The organism is Microbacterium deminutum, from assembly GCF_039530205.1.
Classification (GTDB): Bacteria; Actinomycetota; Actinomycetes; order Actinomycetales; family Microbacteriaceae; genus Microbacterium; species Microbacterium deminutum.
In genome coordinates this window covers 575,415-594,250 of record NZ_BAAAOG010000001.1, presented here as the reverse complement: position 1 = coordinate 594,250, position 18,836 = coordinate 575,415, and the positions used below count along the sequence as shown (strand labels likewise).

Sequence of the window (18,836 nt, the reverse complement as noted above, 5' to 3'; positions counted from 1 at the left end):
CCGGCGGCGGTGAAGTCGGGGCACCGAATTCTCGATGGCGATCGCACCCTTTCATGGCGCCCCCGCCACGCCATGTATCCTTGCAAGGTTGCCCATCACTCCGCAGGAGCTCACAATGTCATTCGAAAACGACGCCGTTGTTGTCGGCGGAGGCGGCCACGTGGGACTGCCGCTGGCGATCGCGCTCGCGAGCCGAGGTCGGCGCACCGTCGTCTATGACGTTTCGCAGTCGGCTGTCGACCACATCCTGGCGTCGCGGATGCCGTTCGTCGAGCCAGGCGCAGAGGCCATGCTCTCGGACGTCGTCTCGAGCGGGATGCTCACGGCTTCGACCGATCCTGCCGTTGTCGAGACCGCCGAGAACGTCATCGTCGTCATCGGCACTCCCGTCGACGAGCACCTGAACCCCGATCCGACCGCGATTCCACGGGCCCTCGCGACGTGCGCGCCGTATTTCCGTGACGGCCAACTCCTCGCTCTTCGCAGCACGATCTACCCGGGGGTCACGGCACTCGTCCGCGACATGGTGGGCGAGATGGGCGTGGCGATGGACATCGCGTTCTGTCCCGAGCGCATCGCCGAACACAAGGCGATGACGGAACTCTTCGAACTACCGCAAATCGTATCGGGGTACACGCCCGAGGCCATCGCCCGCGCCGGCGCTCTCTTCGGAGCCCTCACCGACTCGATCGTCGAGCTGACGCCCGAAGAGGCTGAGCTCGCGAAGCTTTTCACGAACACCTGGCGCTATATCAAATTCGCCGCGGTCAACCAGTTCTACATGATGGCCAACTCGAAGGGGGTCGACTTCGAGCGCGTCCGTGCGGGTCTCACGCAGGACTACCCACGTGCGCAGGACATGCCCGGCCCCGGCTTCGCCGCGGGGCCGTGCCTCTTCAAGGACACGATGCAGCTCGCCGCCTTCAGTGACAACACGTTCCAGCTGGGCCACGCGGCGATGCTGGTCAACGAAGGCCTCCCCCTCTACATAGCGAGCCAGTTGGAACAGAGCCACGATCTATCGGACAAGACCGTCGGCATCCTCGGGATGGCGTTCAAGGCGGGGTCCGACGACATCCGGTCGAGCCTCTCGTACAAGCTCCAACGCGTTCTGCGGTTCAAGGCCAAGCATGTCATCGCGACCGATCCGCATGTCTCCGCGGATGTAGACCCTTCGCTCGTGCCCCTCGACGAGCTGATCGAACGGGCCGACATCCTGATCGTCGCCACCCCCCACAAGGAGTATCGCGACATCGTGACCGACAAACCTATCGCCGACGTCTGGAACCTTCTCGGCAACGGAGTATTGATTTGAGCGCGATCGCCCCTCGGGTGTCGATCGTGGTCCCCGCCTACAACGAGGGCGATGCCGTCAAGCCGTTCCTCTTGCGCGTGGCCGACAGGGTCACCGTGCCGTTCGAACTGCTCGTCGTCGTCGACACTCCCGATGACACGACCATCCCGGCGGTCGACGACATCGCCCGCCTGGATGCGCGCATCCGAACCGTCGTGAACACCCACGGCCGCGGCCCAGCCAACGCGATCCGCTACGGATTCGATGTCGCGAAGGCACCGACCGTGGTCGTGATGATGGCGGATGGCAGCGACGATCCGCGTCAGGTCGACGCGCTCACCGACCTCATCGAACGCGGAGTCGTCGTCGCGGCCGGCAGCCGCTACATGGCAGGCGGACAGCAGATCGGGGGCCCCCGCATCAAGCGGGCCCTGTCCCGACTGGCGGGACGCTCCCTCCATCTCTTCGCCAGCATCGGCACCCGCGACGCCACGAACTCGTTCAAGGCCTACAACGCGGAGTTCGTCCGCGAAGTCACCATCCAGTCACGCGACGGCTTCGAGATCGGGCTCGAGTTGACCGCCAAGGCTCGCCGCGCCCGACAGCCGGTGGCCGAGCTCCCCACCATCTGGCTCGACCGTACCGATGGTGTGTCCAATTTCCAGCTGCGGAAGTGGATTCCGAAGTACCTGCGTTGGTACTTCTTCGCGTTCGGACGCCCCCTTCCCATCAACGAGATAGAACGAGCCGCTGCCGGCACGAAAGGAGACAGCTAATGGAAAAGGTCCTCGTCACCGGTTCCGCGGGATTCATCGGAGGCTACGTCGTCGAAGAGCTGCTGCGCCAGGGATATCAGGTCATCGGCGTCGACAATTATTCCAAGTATGGACCGGTCAAGAAGTCCTACGACGACGACCCGAACTACGAGCTGGTCATCGCCGACGTCCTGGACACGGACCGCATGACCGAACTCCTCATGGACTGCGACCACTTCATCGCAGGCGCCGCGCTGATCGGTGGAATCTCGTACTTCCACACGTACCAGTACGACCTCATCGCGGCGAACGAGCGTGTCATCGCGTCATCCTGCGATGCGGCGATCGCCGTGAAGACGGCAGGCGGCAGGCTCAAGAAGGTCACTTACATGTCGTCATCGATGGTGTTCGAGTCGACAGATCGCTGGCCCTCGAAAGAGGGGGACGAGCTCCTCGTGCCGCCACCCCTCTCCTCTTACGGATTTCAGAAACTCGCGGTCGAGTACTTCGCGCGCGCGGCGAAGGGACAGTACGACGTCGACTTCACGATCCTCCGGCCGTTCAACTGCGTCGGCATCGGCGAGTCCCGCGCCCTGGGTGATGTAGAGATCCACTCCGGGAACGTGCAGCTCGCGATGAGCCACGTCGTCCCCGATCTCGTGCAGAAGGTTCTCAAGGGACAGGATCCGCTCCACATCCTGGGCGAGGGAAATCAGGTGCGCCACTACACATATGGCGGCGACCTCGCACGGGGGATCGTGCTGAGCCTCGACCACCCCGCTGCGCTGAACACCGACTTCAACCTTTCCACTCCGACCGGACACACCGTGGTCGAATTGGCCGAGATCATCTGGCGCAAGATCAAGGGCCCCGACGTACCGCTTCGCCTCGTCAGCGACGAGGCCTTCGAGTACGACGTGCAGAAGCGGGTGCCCGATGTGACCAAGGCGAAGGAGGTTCTCGGCTTCGAGGCGACCACCACACTCGAAGACATGCTCGACGAGGTGATCCCGTGGATCGAGAACGCCATCTCCGAGGGGACGATCTAGGACCTCCGCCTGCCGCTGCGGCCGACGTTCTCCCATTGATATGAACACGGCATCTGAGCACGCCCGCGATTTCCTCATCCGAAATGTGCGTCGCGGGGGGATCTTCCTCGCAATCGGGGGCGTCGGCTTCGTTGTCGACGCAGTGGTCTACAACCTCCTGGTTTTCGCAGGAGGCGAAGGCCCGATGCACGGCATGCCACTCGCGGCGAAGACCATCGCGGTCCTCGCGGGACTCGTCGTGACGTACGTCGGCAACAGGCTTCTGACCTATCGAGACCGCCACGCTCCCGTCAGCTGGGCCCAGGTCGCGCGATACGCCGCCGTCAACATTCTCGCGATCGCGGTGCAACTGGGATGCCTCGCATTCTCGCGGTATGTTCTGGGACTCAATTCAGCTCTCGCCGATAATCTGTGGGGAACCGTCATCGGACAGGCGCTTGCAACGGCGCTGAGGTACATCCTGTATACGAAATGGGTGTTCCCGCACTCGCCGGGTCCCGATCCCATCACCGCCATCGAACTGCACCACGAATCCGTCGACGGCACTCAGCCTGGGGGCTGACTGGGTTGATCACGCTCGCACGAGAACGCTCGAGCATGATCGGGTAGTGGAGAACGTCATCGTGAATGCGATATGTCGAAATGCGAGTTGCCTTCAACCATGAACCCATCGATAGCCATCTCCGGAGACCGGTTGCGACGCCCCAGAGGATGGAAATCTCTTCGGGCGCCGACGATCGTCCACTACGTCAGCTTGGTCGTCGGTCTGGGCGCTCTCCTGTGGACCGGCCGTGGCACGTGGTTCTACCTCGATGAGTGGGACTTCATGTGGGGACCCGAAGCAGCGAGACGGTTGGTCGAAGGACACAACGGTCACTGGAGTGTCGTACCCATCCTGGTGTGGAACGCAGTGCAGCGGGTATTCGGCCTCGCACACTACTGGCCTTTCCTTCTCCTCGTCATCGCCGCTCACCTCACACTCGCCCACCTGCTCTGGCGTCTGATCCTGCGCTTGGGATCGGATCCGTGGGTTGCAACGGCCCTTGCATCGGTGTTCGTCCTCTACGGCTCCGCCGCCGAGAACATCCTGTGGGGCTTTCAGGTTGGATACATAGGCGCCATCGCATTCGTCGTCGGCGCCCTGCTCGTGGTCCTGAGACCGACAATGCGAGGATGGGCGGTCGGCTGCGCAGCGGCCCTCTTGATCCTGGGGGTGGCGAGTTCAGGAACGAGCCTTCCGTTCCTCATCCCCGTGGCCGTTGTATGCCTGAGAATGCATGGATGGGCCAAGACGATCGTTGCTGTCGGCAGCACAGTGGTCGTCTACGCCATTTGGTTCTTCTTTCTCGCCGGTGACAATCCGACGGCGATCTATCGCGCATCTGGCCCGATCGACTACTTGTTCGGGATACCGGCGTTCGTTGGTCGCATGTTCGTGGACGGCTTCACGACTCTTACACCGGTTCCGCTGTTCGGCATCGTCTTGACGACAGGGATCGCCGGTTGGCTGGTGTACCGACTGGGCAGGGCGTGGTTGAGTGTTCCGGATCTGACGGCAACGGCGATGGCGCTGGCGGGCGTCGTCTTCGCGGTGTTGACCGCTTACAGCCGACTGCATGCAGACAGCGATGGAACAAGAGCTCGCTACATCTACGTCCTTGTCGTCGCCTGTCTTCCCGCCATCGCGGCCGGGTTGACTTCCATCGCGCGCGGCTCCAGCCGTCGCATTCTTGCGATCACGGGTCTCGTCAGCGTGGTCCTGGCGTACAACGTGGGACTGCTGATCTTGAATGGAGAGAAGGTTGTCTCCCGAGACGCCCACGCCCGCGAGATCGTTTCCGCATCACTGGACCTCGCGCATGAATACCCCGACGACGTGGATAGGTCGGCGGCTGTCTATCCTTCCCTCGTACCCCGGAGTGTCGACGATCTGCTCGTGCTCGAGGAGCGATACAAGCTGACTCCGAGTTCGTTTGGGGAATCTGCTCGTCTGACGGCGTTGACCTATGTCGGTTTGAACGTCGTCGATCAGCTCTCTCCATTGAGCCATTGCACTTCAGTGCCGGTCGGCGGCGTGGTCGTCGCCGGCCCGGAGGGAATTGCCATCGGAGGTTCGCCCGATCGGGACGTGACTCTGCAGGCGACGGGCGTGAGCGCCTCGGGGGATTCGCGCACCTTGACGTTCCCCAGGTCGGGGGCTTCCCTGGTCCTGAGCACCCCCGAATCCGTCAGGTTCAAGGTGGAGTCCGCGACCTCGCCGGTGAAGATGTGCGGTCGCTGACGGCTGCCGGGCACGGACGATATCCGCCTACGGCTTGCGCTCGCTTTCGCGTGACGTGAATCGACGAAGTAGGCGCCCGCCAAGCCTTCGCAGCCTTGCCTCGGGACGGCTGGCAAGCGCATCGCGTTGCTGGGTGACCCTGTCGAGAGTCGCTTCGACTCGCTTGCGCTCCGCGGCCTCGCCGCGATAGAGATCACGCCATCGGGTCGATGCCGCTATGTGCTCAACCTCCAATGGGATGACGATCGCAGACACCTCCGCGGCGCGCGCGACTTCTTCGTCCGTGTAGCCTTCGTCGGTGTCGTCGAGGACTGCCGTCAAGAACTGGGGTCGGAGGGCCTCTCCGCGACCGACGACCGACAGCAGCCCGTCCACGATCCGACTGTCGTAGCTGAAGCCGGCTTCGGGTTCGCCGGCCGGGTGTCGCACGATGTAGATCGGCTCGAGTACGCCCGCCCGCCAAAACCGGTAGTCGCGCATTCCATGGTGGCGCGGGCTGGGATTCAGGAGCGGGTTGGCATCGTACGCACGGCCGGTGTTGATCACCTTGGTGCTGTACTGCGCGTACGAACGCCACGGCACGTGCAGCACCTCGATGGCGAATCTATCCTCCGGCTGGCCCTGGCTGGGGATGTCTACCCCATGATTGCCCTGCTGCACCGTGACGCCTGGCCTGCCCACGTGAATCGCGTTCGCGCTGGGATGTGCATGCAGGGCGACTGACGACATCAGCGACTCCTCGTCGCGGATGTCCCTCCAGACAAGGCGCCCCAGGGCCGCACCTGATCGGGCGGGTCTCCCGGTCATGTTGGTGACAGGCGCCGAAAACGAACCTAGATGCTTGGGTATCCCCCTGAATGCATCCTTCAAGCTCAGCGTGCGGTCCTTCGCAACGAAGAACTCGTCAGCATCCGCGTTCAGCACCCAATCGGCATGGTGGACTGCGGCCGCTCTCGAGGCCATGGCAGAGACGACCGCCGACTGGTTCTTGTCGTGCTCGAGGTAGTCATGCAGTTCGACACGGCCCGTCGAGGCGTACGCGGCCAAGATATCGCGTGTCCCGTCTATCGATGCGTTGTCCGTCGCGATGATCAAGTCCACGCCCTGAGCCAGGTGATGCTCGATCATCGCCGCGATGATGTCCGCCTCGTCGCGGACCATCAGAGTCATCACTATTCGGACGTCCTTCTGGACCTCGCCCTCACTCGTCCTATCTGCCACCCCGAACCTCCAGTGCGTCGTTGAGAAGGACTTGAGCTCGCGCGTTGAAAGAGTGGTTCAACGCCACCAGAGCTGCGCTTTCTCGCAGCTCCTCAGGAGTCGGCCAAACCGGAGAGGCCACCTCGAGGAGCCGTGGCAGATCCGCCGCGTCGGAATACTCCTGGACCTGGCGTCCGAACACCGCGGTCATTCCCGGAACGGGATCGCTGACGATTCGCGCACCGGTCGCCGCAGCATCGAAGAGTCGATTCGAGAAGAAGCCTTGCGCCGCCATGTCGGGCCAGTGATCGTTGAGGACGATCTCTGCGTCCGCGTAGGCTGCGGGAAGGCGCTCGTTCGGCATCAACAGGCCGCGCACGTACCGACGGTCGATGAACTGCTCCCAACCGTCATCCCCGTACACTTCCACATCGGCGCCGGCCTCGATGGCATCACGGACGATGCGACGCGGGACACCCCGCGTCCGTCCCACAAAAAGGGCGCCTCGCTGCGGACGGGCCGATCGCGAGTGAACGTTGAATCGGTCGACATTCGTCGCCTGCAGCAGCGGGCTGATGGGTATTGCCCACGACTCGCTGATACGTGCCGCCCACAGTGATCCGGCGGCATAGACCTTGTCGAAACCGGAGGACAGCTCCTCGCGGGTCACGTCGTCGGGATGACTGATGACCCACAGGAGGTTGGTGGCTCCGGGCTGCGGTATGAACGGGATCAATCCGCGCAACGTCAGAGCGACGTCGTCCCAGCCGGAGCTTGATCTGGTGTGGGACGTTCGCCGATCGATGACCACTTCCTGGCCGAGGTCGCGAAGGGCATCCGCCAGATCCTGGGCGAAGTAGACATCCCCCCACGAGTCGCCATCCAGATCTCCGGTTGCGGAGACCTTGATCGCCCACCTCAGTCGCGGAGGCGATTCGTTGACCTCCGCAGAGATGTGGGGTTTTCCGTATGCGATGTGACCCTCGCGCAGCTCGCTCCCTCGCGGATCGGAGTAGTCGACACGCTCGATCACAACTCTGCCGCCATCGAGCACGTGACGATCATCGAGCTCGTGAACGAGCTCGTCACGCCACCTGTCTGCCAGGCGCGCGCGATTCGCGAGCACGTGCTGACCTCGGCTCGGCGACCTTCCCTCAAGGTGAAGGACACGTGACTTTGTGCGAACCCGGAGTGTCCCTCCGGTGAACTCGCGCAGCCGGAGCGAGAAGTCTACGTCCTCCATTCCATTGACATAGTGCGCGTCGAATCCACCGAGGGCGGCCACGTCTCGATAGCGGACAGCCAGGCAAGCCGCGGTGAGTGCGGAGAATGCGTAGGCGTCCAACGCCGGATCGACGTCGACGACATGCATGCCGACCAGCAGATGCCGGGGCATGGTCAAGCCGCCGAGAAACACGGTGCCGGCACTCTGAATCGTACGATCTCCGAATATGAGGAGCGGCTGGGCGGCAGCCGCGTCACTCGAATCGATCGCGTCCAGCAGCGGGTCGAGCCAGCCCTGCTCGACCACGGTGTCGTTGTTCAGGAAGACCACCGTTTCGCTCGCCGAAGTGGCGGCGGCGATGTTCGATCCAAGAGCGAAATCCGTGTTGCGAGCCATCCGCCGAACCACGACGCGGGGATCCCCGGCGAATGCCGAGGCGATCAGCGTTGCCACGGGACGACGCGAGCCGTTGTCGACGACGACGACACGGATCGAATGACCGGGAGAGTTGCGGAGGACCGCGCGCACAGCGGAGATCGTCATGCTCCAGTCCTCAAAGGTTGGCATGGCGACGGATACCGCTACGTCGAGTGCGCCTGGATCAGGGAATTCAACCAGGTGGCATTGGCGGGCGACATTCGCACCGGCTCGCGCCTCCAATGGGGAGTCGAGGTCGTGAAGCACTTCGACGAGCGGTTCCTCGATCGCTGCGCAGATCGCTGTCGAGCTCAGCGAGATGCACAGCTCGTTCATCACCCCGAGATCGAGAACCGCATTCGGCAGCACGGCACCGACACCCCGTCCGCGCAGGACAAGACCCGCCCCGTCCAGACCCTGCAGCCACAGCGCGTTCTCGGTCCTCAGCCACGGCTGCGGAGTGGTCAGACTGACGACCGCCGCTCCTGCGGCATCTTGGTGGGCGTTCAGGGCAGCCACCATCGAGCTTGCAAATGCGGTGCCCCACACCTGTCCCGGGGTCCAGATGGTCCACGCGTCCGGCTCCTGCGAAATGAGAATCCGGCGGACAGCGCCACCGAAAGTCTCGCGTTCGAGGCGCAGTTCGATCTCCACGTGTGGGAAGACCTGTTCCGATTCGAGCACACTCAGCGCACTCGGAAAGTGGCTTGCTGCTATCACGACGAATTGGACGTCTTCCAGCGACTGCTCGCCACAGCTCCGCAGCATCTCCTGCACGCCGACCGCACGAAGACGTCTCTCGTCGACCAGCACGAGAAGTCGGCCGCGGGCGGCTGCGGCGGACGGCGCGGTGCGATGCCGGCTCAATATCGGCCCTTCTGCCCACAGGAGGCGGAGAGAAGCGTGATAGTCCGCGTGGCGAGAGCGGACGATCTTTGCCGCGGCCGATTTGCTGATGGATCCGACCCCTTCACAGGCCGGCGTAGGAACAGCGCCCGGCGCCCTGGAGGTGAAGTGCGCGAGAGGGCTTTCAGGTGGGTCGATGTGCCCGCCAACCTCCTCGAGGTACCGCTGACCCCAGAAGTGAGGGCTACCTCTGCCGACTTCGCCGTGCGCCACGAAATCCAGGAACTGGTTGATGCTGCGGCCGTTGCGCCTCTGAACCCGGTCGAATTGGAGGTACCACTCGGGTTCGAAGAACGGATTCAGTGTGCGCCCGTCGAATTCGCCGTTGGAGAAGTAGTCATCGAGCGCGGCGCGCATCGAGAGCGGTCTCGAACCGTTGACTTGGCTGACGTAGAAGTCGAGGTCTATCACGTCGCTTTCGTATATCGAACTGGCGGCATCCGTGAATGAGCGACACTGTCGGAGATATTCACCGAACAGCATCTCGACGCTTCCGATGTTGAGTGGCAGCCGGTCGCGGTCTCGGCTCGGCAGATCAGTGACGCCGCCGAGCCATCCGCCGCGGTGGCGGAACAGGTCCGGATAACGCAACAGCAGGCGCGACGAATCGATGAACCTGCTCGGCAAGCCGATGCGATGCGAGCCGCTCGCGTCCCACGCCATGCGAGCCAACGTGTTTCGCAGCCTCAGTGACGCCGGGGCAGAGAAGCGCGCCGCAGGCTGATCGATGAGCGGATTCGGAACGAGCCCGAGCTTCCATCCGACCTGGAAGTAGTGACGTGCGGCGGCATCGTCGGACTCGAAGTGCCGCCCCGCCAGCATCCCGTAGTGCTCGGCGATGACGGCGTTCACGCCTCGTCGACCCGGTGAATGAGGCAACGCGAACAATGACAGCACCACGATGAGGTACCGGCTGCGACGGAGCCTCTTCTGAAGACTCGCTAGCCGGGAAACAAGTCGTTGACGCACGCGAGTCCCTTCGATTGCGCAATCGTAGGTCTGCCAGAATATGTGACCAAGCTGTGGGCCCCTAACTCGTCATGGCACGATGAGCCGGTCTGACGTCGTCGCGCGTGGTCGATCCGATTTCGCGGCTGGGCCGCTCGAGTCGGCGAGGGTCGGTCCCAGCAGCGGAGCGGACCGGACTATGCGAGCTGGTTGTTCCACATCGACAGCGCCGACCCGATCGCCATGTGCATGTCGAGGTACTGGTATGTGCCGAGCCTGCCGCCGAAGTACACGTCCTTCTCGCCCTTGCCCAGTTCGCGGTACGCGAGAAGGCCGTTGCGGTCCTCCGGCGTGTTGACCGGGTAATAGGGCTCGTCCTCATGCGTCGCGAAGCGTGAGAACTCCCGCATGATCACGGTGCTGTCGGTCGGGTAGCGATCCGCTCGCTCCGGGTGGAAGTGACGGAACTCGTGGATCCGCGTGTACGGGATGTCGGCATCCGCATAGTTCATGACGGATGTGCCCTGGAAGTCTCCGACCGGCAGCACCTCTTGTTCCAGGTCGATCGTCCGCCAGCTCAGCGCCCCCTCGGCGTAGTCGAAGTACCGGTCCACGGGCCCCGTGTAGACGACGGGAAGCTGACCGACGGCCGCCGCCTTGTTGAGCGGCTGCGAGTCGTCGAAGAAGTCCACGTCGAGCTTCACCTCGATATTGGAGTGGTCGGCCATCCGCTCGATCCACGCCGTGTAGCCATCGGTGGGAAGACCCTCCCACGTGTCGTTGAAGTACCGATTGTCATACGTGTATCGCACCGGCAGTCGGCTGATGATCTCGGCCGGCAGCTCTGTCGGAGAGGTCTGCCACTGCTTGGCGGTGTAGTCACGGATGAACGCCTCATACAGCGGGCGACCGATCAGGGCGATGCCCTTCTCTTCGAGGTTCGCGGCGTCCTTCGCGTCGAACTCGCCCGCGAGCTCGTGCACGAGGGCCCTCGCCTGGTCAGGTGTGTACGCGGCCTGGAAGAACTGGTTGATCGTTCCGAGGTTGATAGGCAGCGGGAACACGACACCCCTGTGGTTCGTGTACACCCGGTGGACGTAGTCCGTGAACGTCGTGAAACGGTTGACGTACTTCCACACCGTGGGATTGGAGGTGTGGAAGAGGTGTGCTCCGTAGCGGTGCACCTCGATGCCGGTCTCGGGCTCGTCTTCGCTGTATGCGTTTCCGCCGATGTGCGGGCGGCGATCGATGACCACGACCTTTCGACCGGATGCCGCGGCTCGCTCGGCGATCGTGAGGCCGAAGAAGCCTGAGCCGACGATGAGGAGATCCATTTGTGCACCAGAGCCTTCCGAGCGTTCGCCTCTCGAATTGTAGTGTCACCGTCGCCGGCCGACCTCCGGGAGCTCCCAGGCGACATGGGATAGCCTGGACCGTCGACCGAACGAACGGTGGTGACACCGCAGAGATATGCCAGACCATACGAAACAGGTGGCCGAACCCGTGGCCGAAGACCCGCAGACTTCTCCCGCGAATCCCGATTTCTCGGATATCCCGGAGCCCGCTTTGGAAGCCGTCGGGGGCATGTCCGGCCCGGATGGGCCGCTGCTGAAGCTCATCAAGGACCGCCGCGTCGCGTTCCTCATGGTCGGCGTGGTGAACACCGTCGTCGGCTTCGCATGGTTCGCGCTGTTCGACATCACGATCGGCCGCCTCTGGGGATACATGGTGACGTTGCTCTTCGCCCACGTCGCAAGTGTGCTGTGCGCTTTCGTCCTCTATCGCCGTTTCGTCTTCCGCGTCCGAGGGCACGTATGGATCGATCTCGCACGATTCGAGTCCGTCTACCTCGTAGCGCTCGGCATCAACGCCGTGCTGCTTCCTCTCCTCGTCGAGTTCGCGCACCTCGAGCCGATCGTCGCTCAGGCGCTGATCGTCATCGTCACGACGCTGGTCAGCTACTTCGGTCACAGCCGCTTCTCGTTCCGGCGTCGAAAGGACGCTGCGTGAGCGCTCCCCCCCGTCTGAGCGTGGTGGTGCCGGCGTTCAACAATGGCCGCACGATCCGCGAGACCCTCGAGTCGATCCTCGACCAGGAGGGCGTCGACTTCGAGCTGATAATCGCCGACCACGCCTCCCCCGACGACACTCGAGAGGTGATGGAGGAGTTCGCGGGAGACGCTCGGGTGACTCTCCTCGACACGCCCGCGGGTGGCGGCGCACCACGCAACTGGAACCGCGTGACGGAAGCGGCGACGGGCGAGTATGTGAAGCTCGTCTGCGGCGACGACGTCCTGCGACCGGATGTGCTCGCGCGTCAGGTGCACCTGCTCACCGAATCCGGTGGGATCCTCACCGCGTGTCGCCGCGACATCATCGACTCGGACGGCAGGACCCTGATGAAAGGATGGGGACTCCGCGGCCTCGATTCGCGAATGTCGGGCCGCCAGGCGGCCAGGTTGGCGGTGCGAGCGGGATCGAATCTCTTCGGCGAGCCGGCATCCGTCACCATGCGGCGCGATGCGCTCGTGGACGCTGGCGGGTGGTCGCCCGACTTCCCATACCTGATCGATCAGGCCACCTATAGTCGCGTGCTGTTGCGTGGCGACTTCGTGCCCGATCTTGAAGTCGGTGCGACTTTCCGGATGAGCACAGGACAGTGGAGCGTGGCGCTGAGCAATGACCAGGCATCTCAGGCTCGCGGCTTCCACCACTGGCTGAGATCCGCCCATCCCGATGTGCTCTCCGCCGGCGACGTGCGGATCGGGGACGCGCGCGCCACTCTCATGGCCCATGCCCGCCGGGCTTCATACTGGGTACTCAAGAGGAGGATGCGATGACCGACCCGTCTGCCGTCTCGCCCCACTCCATTTCGGTCGTCATCCCCGTATATCAGGGCGAGCTCACGCTCCACGGGGTGATAGCAGAGATCCTTCCGCTCGTCGAAGTCTTCACCACCGCGGACGGGAACACCGCGCGGGTCGAGGAGGTCATCCTCTCCTACGATCGAGGTCCCGACCGATCAGACCGCGTCATCCGCGAGCTGGCGACGCAGTACACCTGGATCAAGCCCGTCTGGCTCAGCCGAAATTACGGTCAGCACGCCGCCACGCTGGCGGGCATCGCGTCGACCGGAGGCGACTGGATCGTCACGATCGATGAGGATGGACAGCACGATCCCTCGTACATCGGCGCCCTGCTGGATGTCGCCATGCGAGAACGGGCCGATCTTGTCTATGCCGAACCGGCGAACAAGCCGCCGCACGGACTCGTTCGAAACGCCGCGTCACGCACGTCCAAGCGCCTCCTCGAATCCCTGTTCGACGGGGGAAAGGCATCGCACTTCAACAGCTTCCGGCTGATTCTGGGTGAGATCGGCCGGAGTGTCGCCGCGTACGCCGGAACCGGCGTCTACCTGGACGTCGCCCTCGGCTGGGTCGCTGCGAGGGTGAAGACCGCCCCGGTCGTGCTCCGCGAGGAGGGGGGCCGGCCCTCGGGATACTCGTACCGCCGCCTCTTCGGCCACTTCTGGCGGATGGTCCTCACCTCGGGCACCCGCGGTCTGCGGCTGGTGACGGCGACCGGTGTGCTGTTCTTCGTCGGCGGCATCCTGTTCGCCCTCTACCTGATCGTGGTGCGGTTCGCTGCAGGCGACATCCCGCAAGGATGGACATCCCAGATGGTGCTCACCGCTGTCGGCACGGGCGTCATCCTCGTGTCCCTCGGAATCGTGGCGGAGTATCTCGGGGTGGCAGTGAACGCGGCGCTCGGTCGCCCGTCGTACCTGATCGTTCGCGATCCCGCGCACGGACCCCTCGGCCCCGACGACCGTGACATCGACAGCTAGGCTCGTGATCGGCCGCGGACTGCTCGGTGCTGCGGTCGCCCGCTCCCGCAAGGATGCTGTGGTGGATGCGCCGGTCCGGTGGCGGGATCCAGCGCTCGCGGATGAGGATCTCGCCGACGCGCTGCATCGACTGGCCGACCGGCGCGAGGACCACATCGAGGTGTACTGGTGTGCGGGCAAGGGAGTGACCTCGTCCCCGCGCGAGGCGCTGGATGCCGAGTTCGAGACATTCGCATCTTTTCTCAGGCACATCCAGGAACTGCCGCCCACCGATCGCGACCGACTGGCCGTGTTCCTCGCGTCCTCGGTCGGCGGAGCGTATGCCACCGCCGCGCATCCCCCGTTCACCGAGTCGACGGAACCGTCACCCGGCTCCGCATATGGGGAGCTCAAGCTGCGCATGGAGCACGCCCTCCATGACGCCACCCTTCTGGGTGGTTGGAGGTCGTTCATCGCACGGATCACCAACCTCTACGGACCGGGGCAGGATCTCGCCAAGGGCCAGGGGCTCGTGTCGATCATTGTCGCGTCCTACATCACCCAGCGCCCGGTCTCGATCTACGTCCCCCTCGACACGCTCCGCGATTACATCTACGAGGATGATTGCGCGCGCGTCATCGCCGCGGCGACCGAACGCGTGCATTCGGAGGCTGCAGGCACGACGGTCATGAAGATCGTCGGCGCGATGACCGCGATGTCCGTAGGAGCAATCCTCGGCGAGAACACGAAGCTGCGGCGACGACGCGCACGAGTCATCCTCGGCCAGGGAAACTCGGCAGGGCAGGCGTATGACCTCCGGGTGCGTTCGGAGGTCTGGACCGACCTCGACGCGCTCGTGCGCACGACCCTGCCCGAAGGCTTGGACAGCATCTACCGCACCCAGTTGGCCACTCACACGGGCCGAGGACGCCCGTGAGTCGAAGACGGTGGCTTCCCGTCTCGATCAGCACCGTCGTCGCGGTCGGATTGTATGCCGCGATACAGCTGCGCGTTGTGCTCACCGCGGCGCCCGGACCGATGCAGGCACTGCGGACCGCATTCCGTCACGATCAGCTCGGCTATCTCAGTATCGTCGCGGATGTCGCATCAGGAAATCTCCAGAGCCACGAACCCGTGACCGAGACAGGCGTCAATCACTACCCGCGCGCGTACTATACGCTGATCGGCCTGATCAGCCGCGGTTTCGAACTGACTCCCGTGAGCGCGTGGAACATCGGCTCAGCCGTTCTGCAGCTTGCCGCCGTCGCCGTTCTGTCGGTCACGATGAGCAGATTGTCCCGCCGCTGGTGGGTGGGGATGCTGGCCCCACTGCCGTTCTTCACGGGAACCCTTGCGACGCTGCAGAGCGGGTCCTGGTACACCCACCTCGATGAGCACGCCGTGTTGTGGGGGCCGTTCGGAGCGATGTTCCCGAACAACGGCGAGACCGCCGGTCTGAGTGTCATCACGATGGTGCTGTGCGCACTCGCGTGGGTCTGGACCCGACCTGCTCGGCGGCCCTCACGGGTGGTGGTCAGCCTTGTCTCTGCGGCAGCGCTCGGGGCGTTGTCCGCAGTGCAGACGTACAGCTACCTCACGGGCATGTACATCATCGCGGCGATCGTGGCGATCTACTTCCTCCAGGGAGCGCGAGTCTGGTGGTTCGTGGCGACTCTCGGCGCCGTAGGTATCGTGTGGGTGGCCGGCCCCGCGATCGCCGATCGAGTCGGCCAGCTCCCTATGCTGATGTTCGGCCTGCTGCCGACGGTGCCGGGACTCATCCTCGGCGTCAAGGCCAGTCGTGGCTGGCTCGCACTCTATGCAGCGGTGGCCGCGGTGGCAGCTGCGCCCCAGATCGTGTGGACCGTCTCCGGGCTGGTCACGGGCGACCCGTTCCTGACCTACCGCGTCGCGTCGAACGTGGATCTGGGAGTCGCGCACCCGCCGACGATCATTGCGTCACTGCCCGTTGTACTTCCTCTCGTGCTCGTACTGGGCGTCGCCTGGCGCTGGCGCAATCGCATCGGCATCGCGGCACTCCTCGGCACCGGCGCCACGGCTGCGCTGCTCTCGATGAACGATCTCTGGGGCGCGAATGCCGAGCCCTATCGCTTCTGGATCGAGATGTTCTTCCTCGGTGGCGTGGTGACCACCCTGGCGGCATGTCATCTCGGAGGGCTGCCATCGGCCGCGCGTCATCGGGTCGCCACTGCCGGTGGAAAGATCCTGCTTCGCACGACAGCAGTCGCGTGCGCGGTCGTCTACGCGGTGTCGCTGCTCGACTTATGGGGTTTCATCCACGATCCGAAGATGAATGCGACGTGGAACCCGCACTCATCACGCGACACCGCCCTGGCTGACGCGGCCCGCACTGCCGCGAGGAACTCGGACAGCCTGGTGCTCACCGACCGGTGCATCGATCCGCGAACGGTCAAGGTGACCTCAGCGGCGCCGATCGCTTACTTCTATCTCGGAATGGCATGGCCCGAACGAGTCGATGCGGTCGCCGAGATCATGTCGCAACGGGATCAAGGCAAGGTTTCGGCCTCGACGTTGGCCGCGTCCGACACCGGGTGGCTGCTCTCCGATTCGCACTGCTCCACCGCTCTCACCTTCTCGGCCGTGGACAAGGAGGCATTCGCGGTCTATCCCTACTCCGATCCCCACGGATCGGGCACGATCACGGTGTGGCGGCTTTCGCCCTGAGTCTCGATGTCGCGCGTCGGCGGAGCACCGCCGACGCGATGGGCCACGCGAGAAGGGCAGCCACGGCGATCGCCAGGGAGATCATCTCAACGGTCCACCCCGGCGCACGGAACTGCAGCGTGATCGTGTCTCCGACTTTCGCGCTGCTCATGTCGAGGGTGAGCAGGTAGCCGCGGGTGCTGTCGGCGAGCTGTGCCCCGGCGACCGAGTAGCCGGGCCACGCGAGGCGGCTGAGCACGACCTCTGGAGACGGGCCGATTTCGTCGACGCGCAGCGTGATGCCGGTGGACGACTCCGCGATGGTCTCGACCCTGGTGGCCGCGCTCGTCCACGCCACGCCGCCGGCTGTGGGGATCGGACGATCCCGCGACAAGGTCCAGGTGTACGCCTCGTCATCGGCGACCCGCCATCCGGTCGGGAGAGCAGGCAGGCCCTTCGGGAATGAGTCCTTCATCACCAGTATCGAGTTGACACCCAGGAGCGTCGCGACCTGCGTGCGGGTGTGCGAATCGATCGACATGAGGGTATCGAGCGCCTTGGCGCACGTCGCACCGCGGAGGTCTGCGCACAGGTCGGTCACGTAGGTCCGATACGGAAGGACTGTGTACAGACTGCTCACCGTCGCATGGGAGAAATACCATTGGTTTGCGACGAGACGCTCAGCGTAGGTCGCCGCGCCCTGCCATCCCGCGTAGATGTTGCCCACCACGATGACGTCATCCGTGACGCCACCCGGCACCGCGTTCATCGCCGACGTGTCGTTCTGCACCGGCAGCCGAGGAAGCGGTGTGGCAGGGAAGAAGTACAGCTGCGGTGCGACGAGAATCACCCCGATCCCGGCCGCGATCAGAGCCGACACCGATCGGACGGGAATGCGCTTCGGCACCGCTCGGAACACGACGAACCAGAGCGCGGTCAAACCGACGGCCTGCACGAGGCCGGCGATGGCGACCTGGCGCCACTCCCATGGGGTGTTGACAGCCGACACCCAACTCGCTCCGGCAAGAATTGCCATGGCCCCCGCGAGCGCGGCCCGCGGTGACCGCGCGCGCCGCCCCTCCGACGCGATCGCAGCGAAGCCGACGACGACGACCAGCACGAGGTACGGGATGAACCGGACCGGCCACCGGATCGGACCGATCTGGTCTGGTGCTGTGACGGTGAGCAGAAGCACGGATCCGACGATCAGCAGCGGGATCAGCCGCAGCTGCAGCTGCCGCGACGGGCGGAAGAACGTGAGTGCGGGCAACGCCCACAGGACGTACATCAGCGGGGCGGTCGTCGCCTCTGTGCCCCACGAGTGGATGCTGGCTGTGACCGTCGCCGTCGAGGCCGCGAGGACGTCGGTGAGGTCCGCGTTCAGGAAGCCACTGTTGACGATCGCGGACGAATTGCGGATGGTCACCGGCGCGGTCAGGACGCCCGGCAGGTAGACGGTCACTGTCAGCAGCGCTGCGAATCCTCCCGCCGCGAGAACAGTGAGGATCCGCCGACGGTCTCGCTGCACCGCTGCGCGGATCAGCGATTCGCCGAGCACCACGATGAGCACGATCACACCGAATATGTAGCCGAACGTGACCAGCACGGAGGTGGTGAGCAGGTAGGGAAGCGGGCCGCGACCCTGTTCGACCAGTCTGCGCAGCGCCCACCAGGCCCAGGGCAGCACCGCGACGTTGAGCAGGCCAGTCGTCCAGGACGGAGCGTCCATGTACACCGTGAAGCCCCCGAGCGGCACGAGCACGCCGGCTGCCGCCGACCATGGTCGTGAGGCATCGAAGCTTCGCGCCAGCAGATAGCTGCCCAAGCACATCGCACCGAGTGCCAGGATCTTCACCGTCGTGATCGCTGCGACCGGATCGTCACTCAGCCGCGTGCAGATCGCGATGACCCAGATCACGGGGTTGTACAGTCCCCACTGCCCCTCGGCGAGGTAGTTGCCGGCCGTCCACGCATGTGGATCGAGCACGGGCAGCTGACCGCTGAGCAAGTCGCCGCCGAGGCGCCACCACTGTCCGGCGGTGCCCGTCTGCGTGTCGTCCGCGAAGTAGAAGGCGGGCGTCACGAGAACGCGACTCGCAGCGACGAGCACCGTCACGACCACGGCGATCACCGGCCAGAGCACCTGACCCTTGGGCCGTGCCCCCTGCTCCAGGTCCCGCGGGTCGGTGGGTTCTCCGGTGGGGACGGTCGCGCCCACCGAGCTGATTGCGACTGACACCGCGCCTCCCT

The 18,836-nt window shown here is 64.5% G+C and carries 14 protein-coding genes; 10 read left to right on the top strand and 4 right to left on the bottom strand.

Features of this window, described 5'->3' with window-relative positions; all coding sequences use genetic code 11:
• The first annotated feature begins 115 nt into the window (after positions 1–115).
• From ABD212_RS02580 to ABD212_RS02560, 5 genes are all read left to right on the top strand, one after another.
• Positions 116–1,315: a nucleotide sugar dehydrogenase gene (locus tag ABD212_RS02580; RefSeq protein ID WP_344090873.1), complete on the top strand. Its 1,200-nt coding sequence runs from the start codon at positions 116–118 to the stop codon at positions 1,313–1,315.
• Positions 1,312–2,070, top strand: a complete 759-nt coding sequence (locus ABD212_RS02575) for a glycosyltransferase family 2 protein (RefSeq protein ID WP_344090871.1) — start codon at positions 1,312–1,314, stop codon at positions 2,068–2,070. The genes ABD212_RS02580 and ABD212_RS02575 overlap by 4 nt, the downstream gene beginning before the upstream one ends.
• A complete protein-coding gene (locus ABD212_RS02570; RefSeq protein WP_344090869.1) occupies positions 2,070–3,098 on the top strand; it encodes an NAD-dependent epimerase/dehydratase family protein in 1,029 nt (342 codons plus the stop codon). Before ABD212_RS02575 ends, ABD212_RS02570 begins: the two co-directional genes overlap by 1 nt.
• Before the next feature lie 40 nt (positions 3,099–3,138).
• A complete protein-coding gene (locus ABD212_RS02565) occupies positions 3,139–3,660 on the top strand; it encodes a GtrA family protein (RefSeq protein ID WP_344090867.1) in 522 nt (173 codons plus the stop codon).
• 99 nt (positions 3,661–3,759) lie between these two features.
• Positions 3,760–5,379, top strand: coding sequence for a hypothetical protein (locus tag ABD212_RS02560; protein ID WP_344090865.1), 1,620 nt, complete (start codon positions 3,760–3,762; stop codon positions 5,377–5,379).
• 27 nt (positions 5,380–5,406) lie between these two features.
• Here ABD212_RS02560 and ABD212_RS02555 read toward each other — a convergent pair whose 3' ends face one another.
• The 3 genes from ABD212_RS02555 to glf all read right to left on the bottom strand — a co-directional run bounded on the left by ABD212_RS02555 (position 5,407) and on the right by glf (position 11,409).
• The gene (locus tag ABD212_RS02555) at positions 5,407–6,549 is read right to left on the bottom strand and encodes a glycosyltransferase family 2 protein (RefSeq protein ID WP_344090863.1); all 1,143 of its coding nucleotides are present in this window, start codon (positions 6,547–6,549) and stop codon (positions 5,407–5,409) included.
• A 40-nt stretch (positions 6,550–6,589) separates the two neighbouring features.
• A complete protein-coding gene (locus ABD212_RS02550) occupies positions 6,590–9,979 on the bottom strand; it encodes a glycosyltransferase (RefSeq protein WP_344090861.1) in 3,390 nt (1,129 codons plus the stop codon).
• A 293-nt stretch (positions 9,980–10,272) separates the two neighbouring features.
• On the bottom strand, positions 10,273–11,409 hold the full coding sequence (gene glf / locus ABD212_RS02545) for a UDP-galactopyranose mutase (protein WP_344090860.1): 1,137 nt from the start codon (positions 11,407–11,409) through the stop codon (positions 10,273–10,275).
• Positions 11,410–11,566: 157 nt separating this feature from the next.
• Between glf and ABD212_RS02540 the strand changes: the two genes are divergently transcribed.
• The 5 genes from ABD212_RS02540 to ABD212_RS02520 are packed head-to-tail and all read left to right on the top strand — an operon-like array spanning position 11,567 to position 16,607.
• Positions 11,567–12,085, top strand: a complete 519-nt coding sequence (locus ABD212_RS02540; RefSeq protein WP_344090858.1) for a GtrA family protein — start codon at positions 11,567–11,569, stop codon at positions 12,083–12,085.
• Positions 12,082–12,915 (top strand): glycosyltransferase family 2 protein, encoded by an 834-nt coding sequence (locus ABD212_RS02535; RefSeq protein WP_344090856.1) that lies wholly within the window; start codon positions 12,082–12,084, stop codon positions 12,913–12,915. Before ABD212_RS02540 ends, ABD212_RS02535 begins: the two co-directional genes overlap by 4 nt.
• Positions 12,912–13,922, top strand: coding sequence for a glycosyltransferase (locus ABD212_RS02530; protein ID WP_344090854.1), 1,011 nt, complete (start codon positions 12,912–12,914; stop codon positions 13,920–13,922). Before ABD212_RS02535 ends, ABD212_RS02530 begins: the two co-directional genes overlap by 4 nt.
• Positions 13,906–14,838, top strand: coding sequence for an NAD-dependent epimerase/dehydratase family protein (locus tag ABD212_RS02525; RefSeq protein ID WP_344090852.1), 933 nt, complete (start codon positions 13,906–13,908; stop codon positions 14,836–14,838). The genes ABD212_RS02530 and ABD212_RS02525 overlap by 17 nt, the downstream gene beginning before the upstream one ends.
• Positions 14,835–16,607, top strand: coding sequence for a hypothetical protein (locus ABD212_RS02520; RefSeq protein ID WP_344090850.1), 1,773 nt, complete (start codon positions 14,835–14,837; stop codon positions 16,605–16,607). Before ABD212_RS02525 ends, ABD212_RS02520 begins: the two co-directional genes overlap by 4 nt.
• Here ABD212_RS02520 and ABD212_RS02515 read toward each other — a convergent pair.
• Positions 16,582–18,825, bottom strand: coding sequence for a hypothetical protein (locus tag ABD212_RS02515; protein ID WP_344090848.1), 2,244 nt, complete (start codon positions 18,823–18,825; stop codon positions 16,582–16,584). The two genes, ABD212_RS02520 and ABD212_RS02515, sit on opposite strands and share 26 nt — an antisense overlap.
• Positions 18,826–18,836: the final 11 nt, after the last annotated feature.

Bases quoted from the DNA above. Each gene is read 5' to 3' on its own strand.
- ABD212_RS02565 (WP_344090867.1), top strand. From the start codon at position 3,139: ATGAACACGGCATCTGAGCACGCCCGCGATTTCCTCATCCGAAATGTG.
- ABD212_RS02560 (WP_344090865.1), top strand. From the start codon at position 3,760: ATGAACCCATCGATAGCCATCTCCGGAGACCGGTTGCGACGCCCCAGA.
- ABD212_RS02555 (WP_344090863.1), bottom strand. From the start codon at position 6,549: ATGACTCTGATGGTCCGCGACGAGGCGGACATCATCGCGGCGATGATC.
- ABD212_RS02570 (WP_344090869.1), top strand. From the start codon at position 2,070: ATGGAAAAGGTCCTCGTCACCGGTTCCGCGGGATTCATCGGAGGCTAC.
- glf (WP_344090860.1), bottom strand. From the start codon at position 11,409: ATGGATCTCCTCATCGTCGGCTCAGGCTTCTTCGGCCTCACGATCGCC.
- ABD212_RS02530 (WP_344090854.1), top strand. From the start codon at position 12,912: ATGACCGACCCGTCTGCCGTCTCGCCCCACTCCATTTCGGTCGTCATC.
- ABD212_RS02580 (WP_344090873.1), top strand. From the start codon at position 116: ATGTCATTCGAAAACGACGCCGTTGTTGTCGGCGGAGGCGGCCACGTG.